Origin of the sequence: Methylobacter sp. (genome assembly GCF_036845245.1) — a bacterium.
Lineage (GTDB): Bacteria > Pseudomonadota > Gammaproteobacteria > Methylococcales > Methylomonadaceae > Methylobacter_A.
On sequence record NZ_DAIUEH010000004.1, the window covers coordinates 109,913 to 128,258 of the forward strand.

At 46.6% G+C, this 18,346-nt stretch carries 13 protein-coding genes and 1 pseudogene; 11 read left to right on the top strand and 3 right to left on the bottom strand.

What is annotated here, in order from left to right; all coding sequences use genetic code 11:
* Positions 1–5: 5 nt before the first annotated feature.
* Positions 6–857, top strand: coding sequence for an amidohydrolase family protein (locus V7051_RS03320; RefSeq protein WP_333873471.1), 852 nt, complete (start codon positions 6–8; stop codon positions 855–857).
* Between the two features lie 95 nt (positions 858–952).
* Here V7051_RS03320 and V7051_RS03325 read toward each other — a convergent pair whose 3' ends face one another.
* Entirely contained in the window at positions 953–2,188 is a 1,236-nt protein-coding gene (locus V7051_RS03325) for an SfnB family sulfur acquisition oxidoreductase (protein WP_333873472.1), read from the bottom strand.
* 453 nt (positions 2,189–2,641) lie between these two features.
* Here V7051_RS03325 and msuE point away from each other — a divergent pair, with 453 nt between their 5' ends.
* From msuE to V7051_RS03365, 8 genes are all read left to right on the top strand, one after another.
* On the top strand, positions 2,642–3,196 hold the full coding sequence (msuE, locus tag V7051_RS03330) for an FMN reductase (RefSeq protein ID WP_333873473.1): 555 nt from the start codon (positions 2,642–2,644) through the stop codon (positions 3,194–3,196).
* A gap of 30 nt (positions 3,197–3,226) precedes the next feature.
* The gene (gene sfnG, locus V7051_RS03335; protein ID WP_333873474.1) at positions 3,227–4,318 is read left to right on the top strand and encodes a dimethylsulfone monooxygenase SfnG; all 1,092 of its coding nucleotides are present in this window, start codon (positions 3,227–3,229) and stop codon (positions 4,316–4,318) included.
* A 32-nt stretch (positions 4,319–4,350) separates the two neighbouring features.
* Complete coding sequence (locus V7051_RS03340) at positions 4,351–5,496, top strand: AMP-binding protein (protein ID WP_333873475.1); 1,146 nt, start codon at positions 4,351–4,353, stop codon at positions 5,494–5,496.
* On the top strand, positions 5,493–6,269 hold the full coding sequence (locus V7051_RS03345) for an ABC transporter ATP-binding protein (RefSeq protein ID WP_333873476.1): 777 nt from the start codon (positions 5,493–5,495) through the stop codon (positions 6,267–6,269). Before V7051_RS03340 ends, V7051_RS03345 begins: the two co-directional genes overlap by 4 nt.
* 17 nt (positions 6,270–6,286) lie before the next feature.
* Positions 6,287–7,168, top strand: a complete 882-nt coding sequence (locus V7051_RS03350) for a branched-chain amino acid ABC transporter permease (RefSeq protein WP_333873477.1) — start codon at positions 6,287–6,289, stop codon at positions 7,166–7,168.
* A 13-nt stretch (positions 7,169–7,181) separates the two neighbouring features.
* Positions 7,182–8,249 carry a branched-chain amino acid ABC transporter permease gene (locus tag V7051_RS03355; protein WP_333873478.1) on the top strand — a complete coding sequence of 356 codons (1,068 nt, stop codon included), beginning with the start codon at positions 7,182–7,184 and terminating at the stop codon, positions 8,247–8,249.
* 86 nt (positions 8,250–8,335) lie between these two features.
* On the top strand, positions 8,336–9,673 hold the full coding sequence (locus V7051_RS03360; RefSeq protein ID WP_333873479.1) for an ABC transporter substrate-binding protein: 1,338 nt from the start codon (positions 8,336–8,338) through the stop codon (positions 9,671–9,673).
* A gap of 71 nt (positions 9,674–9,744) precedes the next feature.
* Positions 9,745–10,488 (top strand): ABC transporter ATP-binding protein, encoded by a 744-nt coding sequence (locus V7051_RS03365; RefSeq protein ID WP_333873480.1) that lies wholly within the window; start codon positions 9,745–9,747, stop codon positions 10,486–10,488.
* Positions 10,489–11,014: 526 nt separating this feature from the next.
* Here the strand turns inward: V7051_RS03365 and V7051_RS03370 are convergent.
* Positions 11,015–12,496, bottom strand: a complete 1,482-nt coding sequence (locus V7051_RS03370; protein WP_334181121.1) for a hypothetical protein — start codon at positions 12,494–12,496, stop codon at positions 11,015–11,017.
* A 354-nt stretch (positions 12,497–12,850) separates the two neighbouring features.
* Here V7051_RS03370 and V7051_RS24600 point away from each other — a divergent pair.
* Positions 12,851–13,286, top strand: a pseudogene (locus V7051_RS24600) (IS1 family transposase); the annotation flags it as partial.
* Between the two features lie 225 nt (positions 13,287–13,511).
* Here the strand turns inward: V7051_RS24600 and V7051_RS03380 are convergent.
* Positions 13,512–14,519 (bottom strand): DUF475 domain-containing protein, encoded by a 1,008-nt coding sequence (locus V7051_RS03380; RefSeq protein ID WP_333873482.1) that lies wholly within the window; start codon positions 14,517–14,519, stop codon positions 13,512–13,514.
* Positions 14,520–14,734: 215 nt separating this feature from the next.
* On the opposite strand from V7051_RS03380, the gene V7051_RS03385 reads away from it, so the two are divergent.
* Positions 14,735–18,238 (top strand): EAL domain-containing protein, encoded by a 3,504-nt coding sequence (locus tag V7051_RS03385; protein WP_333873483.1) that lies wholly within the window; start codon positions 14,735–14,737, stop codon positions 18,236–18,238.
* Positions 18,239–18,346 lie beyond the last annotated feature (108 nt).

The following is an 18,346-nucleotide window of genomic DNA, read 5'->3' on the forward strand; positions in this document are numbered from 1 at the left end:
AAATTATGCAAAAAATTATTGATATGCGAAACCGTCCTGCTTACTTGCATGACTTTTTTGGAGCTACGCCTAATACCCCCTCTTTTGAGACGGCTAAATGGCTTAATCAAAGGGTGGGCTCAAAAGATACTGAACATTTCAGGCGCTCTTATACGTTAGAAGGTTACCTTGCCGAAATTGATCATGCAGGCGTGGATAAAGCGGTAGTGGTAGGGAGAGAAACGCCTAGCCTGACAATAAGCAACGACGAGATTGCAGCGTTAGTTGCGCAAAGCCCAAAGTTGGTTGGGCTCGGTTCTGTGGATATACAAACCAGAGGCGAGCAAAATGCGGTCGATGAGATTGAAAGAGCGGTCAGGCAATTAGACTTCAGGGCAATCAATATAGAGCCGGGATTTGCTGTACCCGCTTTGTCTGTTGACGATCCTTCGCTGTTTCCGGTGTATGAAACGTGTATTCATCTTGGCGTTCCTGTTTGCCTGATGAGCGGCCCGACAACGCCTGATTTCGATTATGCCCATCCTAATGCAGTAGCCAGGCTGGCTAGAAGATACCCATTGCTCAATATTATTTGTTTTCATGGCTATTATCCTTTTGTAAATGAAATTATTGCCGCAGCCTTTCGCTATACAAATATTTATCTTGTCCCTGACATGTATATTTTTCAACCGGGTTCAAAACTCTATGTCGAAGCGGCCAATGCTTATTTAGGTGAGCAACTTCTGTTCGGTTCCTCTTACCCGTTTCGTGACCTGAAACAAACGGTTGACGATTTTGCCGGGCTTGGTTTCAACGAAAATATTCTGGATAAAGTTTTTTACCGGAATGCCGAGCAACTTTTAAAGGTTAAGGTTTAGAAGGCAAGTGCCATTCAGGCATTAGAGACGGATTAAACCCTCACGCAACAAAAAGCCCATGTCTATGGGCTTTTTTTCGATATAAACCCTGTAAGTTAAAACCAGGGATGGCGAGGTGGATTAATCCCGTTTAATACGTAATTACCTACCGCATAGTATTTCCAGCGTACCGGATCATGCAGCGTGTGAGTCCGCGCATTGCGCCAATGACGGTCAAGATTATATTCTCCCAATGTTGAGCGGGTGCCGGCTAATTCAAACAGTTTGCTGCCCGCCAGCAAAGCGGTTTCCGTACTCAATATTTTTGCTTCCGCCACAGCAATTGATGCGGCCGCGACTGTATTCTCATTGGGTTTTAGTTGGGCATGATCGATTAATTCACCGGCCCGGCTTAACAAAGCCTCGGTTGCATGTAACTGAATTTGAAGATTGCCGATATCTTTCAGTGTCAGCGGGTCTTCATAGCCATGCTCCAGATCCGTATCTATCCAGGGGCGAGTATGGTTGCGTACAAAATACAGCGTATCTTTCAGCGCGGCGCGAGCAATACCCGTGTCGACAGCGGCCTGGATAATTTGCGCGATGGGCCCCATGGTTGTCGGGTTTTCAAAGGCAAGATAGTGCGGCAATACATAGTCGGAGGGAACGAAAATATTTTCCAGCAGAGTCGTGCCGCTGGCTGTGGTGCGCTGGCCGAAACTTGACCAGTCGTCGATAACCGTTAGGCCATCAGAACCTTTCTTCACGAAAGCAACCACGGTGTTGTCATTTTCATCTTTTGCTACGACAGGAACCCAGTCAGCAAGCAAGGCTCCCGAAGAATAGAATTTCTTGCCCGACAGTAAATAACCGTCTTTGGTAGGTGTGAGACGGGTTTGTATATCCGTGACCTGTTTGGTTCCAATCTCGGAAAAAGCGTTACCGAATCGCAAACCTTTAAGTGCCAAATCGAAGAAATACTTTTTTTGAAACTCGGTGCCATCAAGACGTATGGCTTCTATCATGTAGAGATGATTTTGCGGTATTTGGCCGATGCATGGATCCGCTTCGGAAATGATAGTCACCACCTCGGCTAGGGTTTTATTTGATACGAACGCTCCGCCGTATTCTTTAGGGATCGTAATCCCCCACAAGCCGCTTTGCGAGAAAAGATCAAGTTCTTTGCGGGGCAAGATTCGTTCCCGGTCACGAAGGGCGGCTTCTTTGCCAAGTTCTACCGCTAATTTTTTAGCGATTTCAATCGCCTCTGTATCCGATTTAATGATATGCGCCTTGGGTCTGGGAACGATTTCCAGAGGGGCTTCTGTAAGAACGGTTGATAGAGATGGCATAAATGCTCCTTGTAAAAAGTGTCGCTGGGTTAAAAACGAGTGAGCGTCTGTACATCGCAGGAACGCTTGATATCTATTGAGCACTTAATATGCCACTAATCAGGACACTGATTTATAAGTATTTATTGATTTTCCGGCTGAAGTTGATTGCTGAAACACCGGTTTTTTGCTGATCGGGTGCTTATGCTGCAGCAGCAAAGAAGGGATATGGCTAAAAAATATCAGCTGATTACATAGCGGAGACGGGGGTATGAAAAATGCTGCTATAGCAGCGCGGCATCAGCAAATCAGCATGATAATCAACAAATAAAAACAGCTTTATGTTAATAACTTATTGATTATATTTAGTAAAAACGATGGCACAGTTCCTGCTTTTATCAATATGTCATTTAATTTATTCGCGTTCACTCTGGTGAAATCGATGAGTTAGAAAATATTCAACTGGAGATCAATATGAGCCACAAGCTAAAAATAACTGCTGTTTCTGGAGGCGCGGGCCGCCCGTCAAGAACATTAACTATCATTGAAGAGATAACCCGACGTCTCGCCGAACAAATTCCCATTGAGCTCCATCTTATTGAGTTAGGGCAAATAAGTAGCCTGCTGGGGGCGGCAGGTACTCGCGAAGCGTTGCCTGAGCCTATTCAAAAGGATATTGAGGCGATTGAAACCGCTGATTTGCTGATAGTTGGGACGCCTGTCTATCGTGGTTCTTATACTGGATTATTCAAGCATTTGTTTGATTTGGCTCATCACGAAGCGTTGATTAATGTTCCGGTGTTATTGACCGCAACGGGTGGCAGCGACCGTCACGCCCTGATTATCGAACATCAATTACGCCCCTTATTCGGTTTCTTCCAGGCATTGACGCTGCCGATCGGCGTTTATGCCACTGAGTCTGAGTTTGTTAATTACAAAGTAGCCAGTGATGCGCTGACAGCTCGCCTCGATTTGGCTGTAGAGAGAGCGTTGCCGTTCATCAAGCATCGCGACTTGGCAGTTGCCTAAATTTTAAATTGAGTCATTCAGGAGAAAAACATGAGTTCAAAACAAATTAAATTCGCCTATTGGGTACCCAATGTTAGCGGCGGTCTAGTCGTCAGTGATATAGAGCAGCGTACAAGCTGGGATATTGATTACAATCGTAAACTGGCGCAAATTGCAGAACAAAGCGGCTTTGAGTATGCGCTGAGCCAAATTCGGTTTACTGCCGGCTATGGTGCCGAATTCCAGCATGAGTCGGTCTCTTTTTCGCATGCTCTACTGGCTGCAACGACCAAGCTCAAGGTGATTGCCGCTATTTTACCCGGTCCATGGAATCCGATTTTGGCAGCGAAGCAGCTATCGACAATTGATATCCTGACTGGCGGCCGTATTGCGATCAATATTGTTTCCGGCTGGTTTAAAGGGGAGTTTTTAGCAATCGGGCAGCCATGGCTGGAGCATGATGAACGCTATCGCCGCTCCCAGGAGTTCATTGAAGCCCTGAAAGGCATCTGGACAACAGACGATTTTACTTACCAAGGTGATTTTTACCAATTCCACAATTACTCTTTAAAACCCAAGCCGGTACAGCAGCCTCATCCGGAAATATTTCAAGGCGGCAGTTCGCGCGCTGCGAGGGACATGGCGTCTAAAGTCTCCGATTGGTATTTCACTAACGGCAACACGGTGGAAGGTATTAAGGCGCAGGTTGATGACATTAGGGCCAAAGCTGCGGCTAATAACCACAAGATAAAGATAGGGGTGAATGCGTTTATTATTGCCCGCGATACTGAAGAGGAAGCCAAAGCGGTATTGGATGAAATTATTGCTAAAGCTAACGTTGAAGCAGTGCATGCTTTTGGGAACGAAGCAAAACAAGCGGGCGCTTCCAGTCCTGAGCTTGAAGGGAACTGGGCAAAATCAACTTTTGAAGACCTCGTCCAATATAACGACGGCTTCAAAACCAACTTGATTGGTACGCCTCAACAAATTGCCGAACGCATTGTTGAATTAAAGGCTGTTGGCGTAGACCTTATTCTATCCGGCTTTTTGCATTTCCAGGAAGAAGTCGCTTACTTCGGCGAAAAAGTGTTGCCGTTGGTGCGGGAACTTGAAGCGCAAAAAAAAGTAGCGGCGGCGGCCTGATAATCGATAAGCAAAATAACCGGATCATGACCGTGAACACATTGCCAAGTTGGTTAAGCTTTCAAGCAACCGAACGTCATATTGATGTAGCAATACGCCATAAGCGGTTGGGTATCTGGCAAGAAAAACAATGGGGCGAACTGTACCGTGAAGTTTTACGATTAGTGCACTTGTTGGGGGAAAAAGGGTTTACCCAAGGCGATACGCTTTTTCTCTTAACTAATCCACGTCCTGAAGCCTTACTGGTTTCAATTGCCGCGCATTGGCTGGGCGGTGTATCGGCGCCGTTAGATCCTCACTGCGATGACGTAAAAATTCTGGGTTTATTACGCGAACTGCAACCTGTTTTCGTCTTTGCAGAAGGGCAAATGCAGATTGACCTGCTGCTAAAAATCAATACTAAGCAGAGATTAGTGGTTTATGCCGATGCCCGTGGCTTATCCCGTTACGACCATGAAATTTTGCGGAATTATTCGGATTTAAAAAGCAATACGCTTGACGGCCTGAATGCGCCGTCAAGCGCAAAACCTAGCCATGATGCGTTTGTTTTTTACCGATTGGATGAAAACGATCAGGTCGAGGTGCAAAAATTGACGCATTCCGAAATGTTAAGTCATGGACGCCAATTGATCAATCAGGAAACACTGACTAATAAAGAAGAAGCTTTAGCCGCCAGAAACTTTGCGGCTAGCGGACACATGAGGTATTTACTGGCTCCGTGGTTATTAGCTGGATTTAAACTTAATTTTCCTGAAAACAGCGACACGCGGGACATCGACCGGCGTGAACTGGGGCCGACGTTGGTGGCCGGCACAAGTCAGACCTATCAACGGTTAGAAAATCTTGTTAAATCAAGGTTGCCTTTAGTGGGCACGGCTCGGCGAACTTTCGTCAACTGGTCACTGACTACCGATATCAATTCATCACCTGTACGCAAAGCCATTGCTTATTGGCTAGTGATCCGGCCATTGCGCGATGTCATGGGTTTTAGCCGCACGCGTGTCCCTTTACTGGTAGGCGAGGCTTTGCCTGAGGACTCATTAAAGTTTTTTGCATCGATAGGTATTCAAGTTAGAGACTGGTCCGATAAAGTTACAGAGCAGAATATTCTTGCAGCGTCCCCGAATCAAAATAGCCGTCATGCCGCCCTAACTGAAACAGCCAGGGTAACAGAATGACTGGCCGAAACTTTTTGTTAAATCTCGAACATATTTCGCTTTCTTTTAAAGGCGTCAAAGCGGTTACGGATATTAGCTTTGGCGTGCGTGAAAGCGAAATTTGCGCATTGATAGGCCCTAATGGGGCGGGTAAAAGCTCGCTGCTGAATATTATTAACGGCGTTTATCAACCCGATAAAGGCTCTATTACGTTTGACGGTAAAACCAGGCAGGCGATGAAACCGCATCATGCGGCTGAACAAGGCATCGCGCGTACTTTTCAGAATATCGCCTTATTCAAAGGCATGAGCGTACTGGATAACGTTCTGACAGGACGCAACTTAAAAGTAAAAAGCAATTGGATAGAGCAACTGTTCAATCTGGGTAGAGCCCCTGGCGATGCAGTATTCCAACGAAAAAAAGCTGAAGAAATTATTGAATTTTTAAGCATTCAAGCCTGGCGTAACAGCATAGTCGGTAACTTGCCGTATGGCTTGCAAAAACGGGTTGAACTCGCCAGAGCGTTAGCGGCCGAACCTACATTACTGTTACTTGATGAGCCGATGGCCGGCATGAACAACGACGAAAAATACGAGATGAGCCGCTTTATTCTCGATACGCAACGCGAGTTCGGCACGACCATCGTATTAATCGAGCACGATATTAGCGTAGTGATGTCGCTGGCACAACACGTTGTAGTCTTGGATTACGGTAAAAAAATCGGCGACGGCACACCAGATGAGGTACGCATCAATCCTGAAGTGATTGACGCGTATCTGGGGCTTAAACACTAATACGGGAATGCCTTACGATGAATTTTTTCTTTGAAGTTTTGCTCGGCGGTTTATTGGCCGGACTGATGTATTCCTTGGTTGCTATTGGCTTTGTGCTGATCTACAAGGCTTCAGGCGTGTTTAATTTTGCCCAAGGCTCGATGGTGCTGTTTAGCGCGCTTACTTTTGTCAGTTTATTGGAACGCGGCATCGCGTTCTGGTTTGCATTCGGCATAACACTGTTAATCATGCTGCTGCTCGCGTGGGTTATTGAGCGTTTTGTGTTGCGTAAACTGGTCAACCGTCCGCCGATCACCTTGTTTATGGCAACCCTGGGCCTGAGCTATATCATCGAAGGCCTGGCGCAATTGTTTTGGGGTGCACAAGTGCATGGATTAGAGCTGGGCATCAATGATGAACCCTTCGAGTTTCTCGGCATATTGCTCTCACAGTTTGATTTATTTGCCGCGGCCGTCGCCGGCACCTTGGTACTGTTGCTGTCGTTGCTATTCGATAAGACCCGTACAGGCATAGCGCTTAGAGCGGTGGCTGACGATCAGCTAGCGGCGTTAGCGGTGGGTATCAAACTACAAAAACTCTGGTTCATCGTCTGGGCCGTAGCCGGTTTCGTTGGATTGGTAGCCGGCTTGCTGTGGGGCGCGCGGTTAGGCGTGCAGTTTTCTTTATCGCTTATTGTATTGAAAGCGCTGCCTGTGTTGATTATCGGCGGTTTTACCTCCGTAGGCGGGGCGATTGCCGGTGGGCTAATCATCGGGGCTTCGGAAAAACTGGCCGAAGTATTTATCGGCCCTTATATAGGCGGGGGCATCGAAAATTGGTTTCCCTATGCGTTAGCCATGTTGTTTCTGCTGGTCAGGCCCGCCGGGATTTTTGGCGAACGCGCCATCGAACGAGTTTAGATGCGAGTCCATTATGTTTTATAGAGAATCAGGACAATTCAGCACCAGCTATCGGAGCGACTATCGCATTTTCCGTTTGTATCAGGAACGCTGGATGTTTTTGCTGGGCTTAATGTTTGCTTTTTTGGTCGTTCCTTTTATTGGTAATGATTACTGGTTTAGCGCAATTTTGATCCCCTATCTGGTGTTATCGCTTGCAGGCCTGGGCTTGAATCTCCTGACGGGTTATGCCGGGCAATTATCGCTAGGATCGGCTGCATTCATGGCTATTGGGGCGTTTGCGACTTACAACTTTCATTTACGTATTGAAGGACTGCCTTTTTTATTTTGTTTTTTGCTTGGCGGTTTTACCGCAGCGTTGGTTGGCGTTTTTTTCGGCTTGCCCAGTTTAAGGATCAAAGGTTTTTATTTACTGGTTTCTACGTTAGCGGCGCAGTTTTTTGTGCAATGGGTATTAACCAACTTTTCCTGGTTTTCCAACAACAACTCATCAGGCGTTATCAGCGCTCCACCCTTACTGGTTTTTGGCTATGATTTCAGCTCGCCGGCAGGCCGCTATTTACTGACTTTAACGACTGTAGTGGTCTTTGCTTATCTGAGCAAATGCGTGGTGCGCAGCGAGCTGGGCCGAAACTGGATGGCCGTTCGCGATATGGATACAGCCGCCGCCGTTATCGGTATTCCCATTGCCAAAACCAAATTGCTGGCCTTTGCCTGTAGTTCATTCATTTTAGGCATTGCCGGGTCTCTATGGGCGTTCACTTACCTGGGTACGGTTGAGCCGCACGGTTTCGATTTAACGCGTTCGTTTCAAATTTTATTCATCATTATCATCGGCGGTATGGGCAGCATATTGGGCAATTTTCTAGGCGCGGCGTTCATCGTACTGTTGCCTGCGCTGCTGTCTAATATTTCAGCGAGCTTATTGGCCGGGTCGATAGACACCGGGCAATTGGAAAATGTACAAAAAATTATTTTCGGCTCGCTGATCATCTTTTTTCTGATTAAAGAACCCGATGGACTTGCCAAAATCTGGCAAACCTTTAAACAGCGTGCGCGTGTCTGGCCATTGCGATTCTAACTGTCAAAGTTATGCAGTAATCGCCGGCTTTCGAAAAAACCCATTTGTGTCACTAACGTTTTATTATTCAATCAAGAGGTATAGCTATGAAAAGTGTTTTAACTGAAAGGGCTAAGCTGTTTTTGGCGCTTGGACTCGGCGCGACTTTATTGGCCGGTAATGTTCGGGCGGACAATGAACAATATTTCCCCTTACAAAGTTACCGTATTGGACCTTATGCCGCGGGTGGTTCGGGTTTTTTTGGCGGTTTTATCGATTATTTGCAATACGTCAACGCTAAAGACGGCGGCATCAATGGCGTGAAATTGACCTGGAGCGAATGCGAAACTGAATATGTGGTTGAAAAAGGTGTGGAGTGTTACGAGCGCTTGAAAAAAGGTTTAAACGGCGCGCCCGCAGCGGCAACTAATCCTTTATCGGTAGGCATTGCTTACGCGACGCTGGATCGCTCGACCGCCGATAAACTGCCTTTGATTACTATTAATCATGGTCGGACAGATTCGACTGACGGAAGCGTTTTTCCTTATATTTTCCCTTTACAATTAAATCCATACAGCGAAGTATCGGCGATTATTAATTATATCGGCACGCAATCAGGCGGTTTGGACAAACTTAAAGGCAAGAAAATTGTGACCCTTTATCACGGTTCGCCTTACGGTAAAGAAACTAACCCTATTCTTGAGTTATTGGCTAAAAAATACGGCTTTGAACTGACTTTGTTAGAAGTTCCGCATCCCGGTAACGAACAGCAATCGCAATGGCTAAATATCCGCCGTACCAAACCGGATTGGGTTATTTTGCGCGGATGGGGCGTAATGAACCCTGTCGCGCTTAAAACGGCGCAAAAAACGGGTTTCCCCGTCGACCATATTATCGGCAATATTTGGAGCAACTCTGAAGACGATGCCGCACCTGCGGGCAAGGCGGCGAAAGGCTTTATTTCAATTACGACCCATCCTTCGGGCACTCAATTTCCGGTATTGCAAGATATTGAAAAGTACGTCATTAAAGAAGGCAAAGGCAATCTGGAAGACCCAAAACGCTTTGGCACCGTATATTACAATCTAGGCGTTGTTAATGGCATCCTCAATGTAGAAGCGGTCAAAGTCGCACAAGAAAAGTTTGGTAAACGTCCGCTTACAGGCGAAGAGGTGCGTTGGGGTTTTGAAAATATCAGGCTTGACGACAAGCGTCTACAGCAATTAGGCGCGTTAGGCTTGGTTCAGCCGCTAAAATTGTCTTGTACCGACCATGAAGGCGGCGGTGCGGTGCGCTTCCAACAATGGGATGGCGGCAAATGGAAGGTTATTTCAGATTGGGTGCTGGCAGATCGCGCCTTGCTGCGTCCAATTATTGAAGAATCATCACACCAATACGCCAAAGAAAAGGGCATCACCCCGCGGGATTGCTCAAAAGAGTCCTGAGACTCCTTCAATATAAGGCGCAAAACAATTGCTTTTGCGCCTTATCAACTATTTCATCGTCAGGAAAAATCATGCCAATTGTTCCCATATTGCGTATTGAAAATATCGAAGTGATCTATGAAAAAGTGATATTAGCCGTTAAAGATGTTTCACTTTCAGTGCACAACAACGCCATCGTTGCTTTGCTGGGAGCGAACGGGGCAGGAAAAAGCACCACGCTCAAAGCAATTTCAGGCTTGTCCAACGCACAGAGCGGCGATATTACCGATGGCCGGATTTATTATCAGGGGCAAGATGTGACCCACGCCGCGCCGTCGGAACTGGTTGAAGCCGGGTTAGTGCAGGTATTGGAAGGCAGGCATTGCTTCCCGCACCTGACGGTAGAGGAAAACCTGCTGACGGGGGCATTTGTACACAAACCCGGCAGAAAAAAATTGCAGCAACAGTTGGAAAAAATTTACGGCCATTTTCCCAGACTTAAAATATTACGAAAAAATCTTGCCGGCTACACCTCAGGTGGAGAACAACAGATGGTAGCGATAGGGCGGGCCCTAATCGCCGAACCCAAGTTAGTGTTGCTCGATGAACCATCCATGGGTTTAGCGCCGCAAATCGTCGAAGAGATATTTGAAATTGTAAAAAGCCTCAGGGATGAGCAAAATGTGAGTTTTTTATTAGCTGAACAAAATGCAACTGTCGCTTTAAGGTACGCTGATTACGCTTATGTACTGGAAAACGGCAGGATAACGAACGAAGGTCATGCACAGAAGATTAACCAATCGGGACTTCTTCAAGCTTCCTATCTTGGCGGGTAGATTTACAGTCGTTCTAGTTCTTAAAGACAGATTCTGTTAACCCATCGCGCTTTCAATGCCGGCTATCATTTGGTGGCTATCTGATTCCATTTCTACTTCAATTAAAGCATAGGCTCATGATGAGCTTAATCACGTGTGTGTAATGGTCAAGCCTTTTTCGGGTACCGAAATAGATTATTCGTCCGCTATCATCAGCTTGGACGCAGCATCGAATTGAAGTTTGATCTGGCGGCAACCCATTGCTTATTGCACGGTACTTTTTTCAGTCACATAAACGACATACAATTCCTGGGCCTGTAGCCATATTACTCAACCGTCGTCGGTGAACGCTAACACAATGGGCTTGAAGCACGCTGTGATCTACACCTTGCTCTCGATGGTCGTGACAGAAACTACCTCATCGGCTTATCGATGAGGTAGTTATTACCAGTGAGATGGAAAATGAATCATTGCTTTATGGAAATAAGCGTTAGCCGGGTATCCGGTACGGCTTCATTGAAGAATAGGCTCCGCATCTTGCTGTTGTTTAGAAATAAATTTGTCCCTGAAGCCGTAGGCGATCATCTTCCAAAGTGTGGCCGGTCCAATCGTTCCCCGTTATATGGCTATAATCCGTCTGCAATTTGAAGTGATGATCGTAAAAGTAATAGTTCAGCCCTAGCGATCCAATGGTTTCATTTTTGTAGTTACTGCCATTTTGATGATCAAACAAGACTTGGTTGGCGGTTCCTGCTAATTCCAGACGCTTCGGGAGCAAGTAATAACCTGCCTGCCAATACCAGCCATAATTGTGGCTTGTGGCTATGGCTGGATTGGCACTGTTCGAGTCGTGGTCTTGCCGTCCGAAAAATGCGGCTTCCGTACTGAACAATTTGTACCGGTAACCGATATCCGCAGTAGCGGTATAAGTGTCCATGCCGATGCGCGTATTCTGCAGGCCGGAGTTTGCGTCGACCGGGTTGTAGCCGATAGCCGCACCTAATGATAATTGCGGAATTTCCACGCTATCAGGTATGGTTTCCTGCACGTAGGTATACGGATCCAGCAGGTCATAGACAACACGGCCGATTCCAGCCAGCTTGGTGCCGCTATTTTGTTGTGTAATTGAGTCTAAAGCCCTTACGCTATTGCCGACGGTTAAACTGGTTGTCCATTTTCCCGCTTTCCAGTTCAGCTCAACCCCGGGTGTACGTTGCAGACTAAAAGCATATTCCGGTTGCTGAAGATCCATGAACAAGTATTTGCCGATATCGGTATAAAACTGTCTGGAAAATTGCGGCAGTATGCGTCCGGCCTTAATCCCTAAATCGCCTAGTTGATACTTGCCCCACCAATCGATGGTATCGACGCGATTACTGTCGTTGAGCGTGCTGCTTTGATAGAAGAAAAAGTAGGACAGATTGGGATCGAATGCGGTACCTGAGAAAAATAGCCGTCCAAGCGCTAAATCGAAGTTTTGGCTGTCGTTCCCGGTGTATTTGTTGGGGAGATTCAAGGTATAACGGGCCTGAACCAAGCCATTGATACCCAGTGAAAAGCGGTTGTCTTTAGTCCTTAAAACAAACCCATTATCATAAAATCCCCGAAGATGGCGTTCTTTGGGGACTTTGGCTGCTTCCGGATCTTCGACATCCGGCTCTTGTTGAACATTTCGTTTTTTTGCCGTAGGTGTGTCCGTCACAATGTGTTTGCCGTTGCCATTTTTACCGTTTCCATTGGTTTCGCTTAGGCCGTTACCGTTCTGGCTGGATGCGATTCTTGAGGCCTCCCTCTGTTCCAATTCTTGAAGACGTTCATTGGTATCCTTAATCTGCCGTTGATATTCCTGCATTTGTTTAAGCAGTTTACGAATTTCGGTGCTGCCCTCTTTGGCCATAGCTATGGATGGCGATAATAAGCAACTTACCATTATGGAGTAACCGACAGTTTTTTTTATAGCGGGGTAATACCTGATAAATTTTAGTCTGGAATTGTTGAGCATCTGGTGCTCTATCGTTAAATTGTTCATTAATGAGTCCTATTGTGTAGATTTCGAGATAATATCTGTTTAGGACAGGGCATTAAGCATGCCATACGGTTAATGCCTGTTTTATTATTCATTAAATTCATGTGCTTATAGTCAATCTATAGGAGTGAGCCCGACCGAACGCTATGCTGTTTTCTCGAAGATTCTGCTGAACGGCTGCCGTTATATCGGCAGTCGGCTCATCAAACTTTTTAAAGCAGATGGCAGTATTTGGATGCGTTAACAAATCTATGTGTTAAAAGAGTTTACCGAATAGATGTTGCTAATTTATGTGGCATATCTAAAGCATGTGGATATGGTGAAATCCGGCCTTAGTGTCGCGAGTACTCAGCGTTACCGGATTGCATCACTAGAACCTTCATGTTGGCTTACCGCTATAAGACGGTATCAAAAAGCAAGTGGTGGACAGGTTTATCAATGGCAGCGGTATCCGCAATACCGCTCGGGTTCTCAAGATCAACAAAAATACCGTGATGAGCACGTTAAAAAAAGTCGATCCGTATTGTTCAGGTGAATCCTAACTTTCAGGTTTTAAATGAGAAAGGAAATTGGGCTGTGAGATTGGAACGCACTTGTGAAAAAGCTGAAAGGGATGAGCGAGGGTCTTATGTCGGCAACAAATCTTGAAATTGATCAGCATCAGGTGGGTAAGCGTAATACCCAAAAAATTGAACGCAAGAATCTGAATTTCAGAACGGGGATAAAGCGGCTCACACGAAAAACAATTTGCTTTTCGAAATCAGAAACCCTGCATGATACGGTCATCGGATGACTGATTAACAAGGTTGAGTTTGGCTTGGATATTCATGCCTAATTATAGATTTGACCTACTACCCGTTTTTTTATGACGGCCGGAACCACGACTCGGACAAACTTCTCTATTCATGGCATTACCATTTCTGGATAGTTTAAGGAGGCTAGCCAAAATACTCATAGCTTTTTTGCCTGAGGCAAGCATTACATATGTAGCATTATCGGCGTTTCCGGCCTAATCAAATCAGACTTCCAGCTTCTTTTTATAGCGAATTGACGAAATCACCGATAACGCTATCAATAGAGCGCCGGTCAAGCCGGTAATAACTTCGGGAATGTGGTGAGTGATGCTAACCAGCATAATTCCCGCCAGCACCCCGATCGCATAATGAGCGCCATGCTCCAGAAACACATATTCATCCAGCGTGCCTTTCCGTACCAGATAGACCGTCAGGCTTCGTACAAACATCGCGCCGATAGCCAAACCCAGCATGATAATAACCACATCTTGGGTAATCGCAAACGCGCCGATCACGCCGTCGAATGAAAATGACGCATCCAGCACTTCAAGATAAATAAAACTCATGATGCCGCTTTTTTTAAGAACCGCGACGACCTCTTCGCCTTCTTCCTCATGCTCAAACAAGGCCGCTAAACTATCCACGATAACAAACAGGATAACGCCTGTGACGCCGGCAACCAGCGCATCCAAACGGATTTCCTGCGGCAAGTAGTTTTGGATGATGAGCAGCGGCCCTAATGCCATGATAATTTCAATCGCTTCAAGCTTTCCGAATGAGGACATTTTTTCTTCGACGTAACCCAGCCAATGCAGTTCCTTGGTTTCGTCAAAGATGAACGAGTAAAACACCATCAGCAAGAACATGCCGCCGAAGGCCGCAATTTGTACATGCGACTCGTCTAAATGTTTGGCATAGGTCGCGGTGTCGTTTAACGCCATCTCGGTTACGCCCATAAACCCGATACCGGTAGCGGCCGAAACAATCACGATTGGAAACAGCAAACGCATGCCAAAAACGGCAATCAAAATCCCCCAGGTTAAAAAATACTTCTGCCATCGTTCATCCATGCGCTTTAGGATTGATGCGTTAACAACCGCATTGTCAAATGATAGGCTGACTTCGAGAACGCCCAAAATAATGGCGATGAAAGCCCCGATGATTCCTCCCCAATAAAATGCCGCCGCCAAACAGACTGCGGTGACGATAAAAGACAGACGAAAATGTTGCATAGTGTACTCGCTAAAAAGTTGGTTATTTTTGTTAGGCAACTATAGGTGTATTTGATTTAAAATCAATATTTATCAAACCGGCACGGCTCTTTGCTAATTGCTACTTTTCGATAAATTCACCGGTTATTTTTTATAAAGTACCTAAGCATTAAATTACAGACCGACCCTACCAATGCCAAAATGCTAGAATTACAGTTTTTCACACACTGATGCTTATGCCCTTGTTCCGGTTGGCTGCTTTATTGTATCTGGCGCTCTGTTCATCCCCTTTATTGGCGGAACTCGCACAGCCTGCCGAAAAAGTCTCTTTGCAACTCAAGTGGCTGCATTCTTTCCAGTTTGCCGGTTACTACGCAGCCAAGGAAAAAGGCTTTTACGCTGAAGAAAATCTGGATGTCACTATCCTTGAGCGTATTCCCGGCATCAGCAATATAGACCAAGTTCTAAAAGATGAGTCTCAATACGGCGTAGCCGATACCGGCCTGCTGGAACAACGGCTGGTCGGCAAGCCGGTAGTGGTTTTGGCTTCTATTTTTCAGCATAACCCGCTGGTATACCTTACTTTAAAAAGTTCCGGCATAGTCAGCCCTTACGAACTAAAGGGCAAACGGGTCATGGAGGACAGTTATGACAATGCGCCGCTGTTGGCGATGCTTTATGAAACGGGTATTTCTACGGATGAATTGACCCATCTGGACAATTCCTTCAACCCCGATGACCTGACCAACGGCAAAACCGATGCTTTGATCGGTTATCTGACCGACCAGGTTGATTATTTCAAAAAGAAAGGCGTCGAAATCAATATCATTGATCCGCGGAACTATGGTGTTGATTTTTTAAGCGATAATTTATTTACCACAGAACAGGAAATAAACCGGCACCCTGAAAGGGTCCAGCGTTTCCTGCGCGCTTCGCTCAAAGGCTGGGATTATGCGCTCAAACACCCGGATGAACTGATCGGGATCATTCTCAGTCAATACAATACCGGCAACCGGCTTTCCGCCGATCATTTGCAGTTTGAGGCACAGGAAACGGTAAAGATGATTTTACCGGAGACCGTCCCCATCGGTCAGACCGATATCAAGCGTTTTCACCGCATCGCCGACACCTATCGGCAACTGGGCCTGATAAGTTCAATCGATCACCTGGAAGGCTTTGTTTACGGACAGATAAAATCAGGCAAGCTTAACTTCACACCGGCAGAACGGGTTTGGTTACAAGCGCATCCGGTTATTCGCGTAGGCATAGACCGGGACTTTCCGCCCTACGAATGGATCGATGCCAAAGGCAATTACATCGGTTTGAGCGCGGACTATATTGGTTTGGTCGAGCAGCGGCTTGGCGTGAAGTTTGACATAGTGAAAAATAAATCCTGGGCTGGCATATTGGAAATGGCGCAGCGCGGCGAGTTGGATATGCTTGCCAACGCCAATAAAACGCCCGAACGCGAGCGCTATTTGATTTTCACAGAAGCCTATTTAAACACCTCTGCGATTATTATCAGCGATAACAATAACGGCTTTATCGGTACGCTGGATCGTCTTGCCGGCAAACAGGTCACCCTGGAAAAAGGCTACTTCATGCAGGAACTGCTAAAGCATGACCACCCGGAAATACAGCTGGTTCCCGCCGACAATATTCACGATGCATTGAACTTGGTCAGCGGTGGCAAAGCGGATGCCTATATCGGCGATGCGGCTTCAACAAACTACGCGATTAAACGAGAAGGCATGCTTAATCTCGGTTTTTCCGGAGATACCTATTACAAAAGCTGGCACCGTATGGCGGCTACCAAGGCTAATCCGGAGCTGGCCGGCTTGCTTGGCAAAGCATTGGCCGATATTCCCCAGCTTGAAAAAGAAGCTATCCATAATCGTTGGATGAGTTTGAAGTACGAAGCCGGTATAAAAACGGAAACCGTCCTGCTCTATTCGGCAGCGGCCTTATTGCTGCTTGCTTTTATTATCACCTGGAATATGCGTTTACGACGCGACATCAGCCAACGAAAACAGGTTGAAGAAGAACAGCGCATGGCCGCCAGCGTTTTTGCCAGCACTCAGGAAGGCATCCTGATTACCGATGCCCAGCGTAACATTATTGATATCAATCCGGCGTTCGGCAGCATAACGGGATATTCTCGAGATGAGGTCTTGGGTAGAAAGCCAAGTTTGCTGAAGTCAGGACTGCACGATAGCGGTTTTTATGAAAAAATGTGGCAAGCCATCAACCGCCAAGGCTACTGGCGCGGTGAAGTGTGGAACCGTAAGAAAGGTGGAGAAGTTTTTGCCGAATGGCTCACTATTTCCGCTGTTGCCGATCAGCAGGGCAACATAACGCATTACATCGGCACGTCTTCAGATATTACCCAGCTTAAAGAACAAGAACGAAAACTGGAGCTTATGGCTCACTACGACCCGCTGACCGGTGTGCCGAACCGGATTTTATTGGGCGACCGTATGCATCTGGCTTTTGCTCAAACCAAACGCGATCACTGTTTAATGGCGGTCGGCTATCTTGACCTGGACGGATTTAAACCCGTCAACGATAGACTGGGACATGAAGCGGGCGACCAGCTGCTGATCGAAATTGCGCTGCGAATTAAAAACGCCCTGCGCGAAGGCGACACGATAGCTCGTTTAGGCGGCGACGAATTTGTGTTTTTATTACTGGGGCTGGAGAAAGTCGAAGACTGCGAAACCACTTTGCATCGCCTGCTGGAAGTCATCAGCGAGCCTGTTTTCTTGAAAAGCCAGGCTGTCTCGGTATCCGCCAGCATCGGTATCAGTATTTATCCCGAAGATAACACCGACCCGGATACGCTGTTACGCCATGCCGATCAGGCCATGTATCAAGCCAAACAAGAAGGCAAAAACTGCTTTCATATTTACAACCTGGAACTGGATCGTCAACTCCATTCGCATCGCGAGGCGCTAAACCGCATTGAACAGGCGTTGGAAAACGAGGAATTCGAGCTTTTCTTCCAACCCAAAGTCGACATGGCTCAAGGCATAGTGTTCGGAGCCGAAGCGTTGATACGCTGGCGGCATCCTGAACGCGGCTTGGTCATGCCCTGCGACTTTCTGCCGCTGCTTGAAAATCACGACATTATCACCCGGCTCGATGCCTGGGTTATCGACAAGGCCTTGCAGCACATGGAAAATTGGCAGCGTTTGGGGTTGCAACTCCAAATCAGCATCAATATCACCGCCAGATCGCTGCAAACGGACGATTTTATCCTGCAACTGTATTACGCATTTGAACGCTATCCTTCCATCAAACCGGCTCATTTTGAGCTGGAGATTCTGGAAACCCAGGCCTTACTCGACTTGTCGCTGATATCCCAGGTTATTAAAGGCTGTCAAACATTGGGCGTACAGTTTGCGTTGGATGATTTCGGAACCGGCTATTCATCGCTGAGCTATCTCAAACACCTGCCCGCGGAAACCCTTAAAATCGACCAAATTTTCGTGCGCAATATGCTGGAAGATGAAGATGATTTGGCTATTGTGCAAGGTGTCATCGGTTTGGCCGAATCGTTCAGGCGGCAAGTCATCGCCGAGGGCGTGGAATCGATCGAACACGGCAGCGCTCTTTTGCAAATGGGCTGCCACCATGCACAAGGTTACGGCATTGCCAAACCGATGCCCGCCTCCAAGCTTGCCGCTTGGATAAAACAATGGAAAGCCCCGGCGGAATGGAAAATATCCCATCATCAATAAAAATATTAAATATAATCTACTGCATAAAAAAACCGCAGGCGGCAAATAATTAAACCGGTTAAGCAAAGTCGCTCCAAACCGGACGAGATTTGCAACCCGTCCACAACG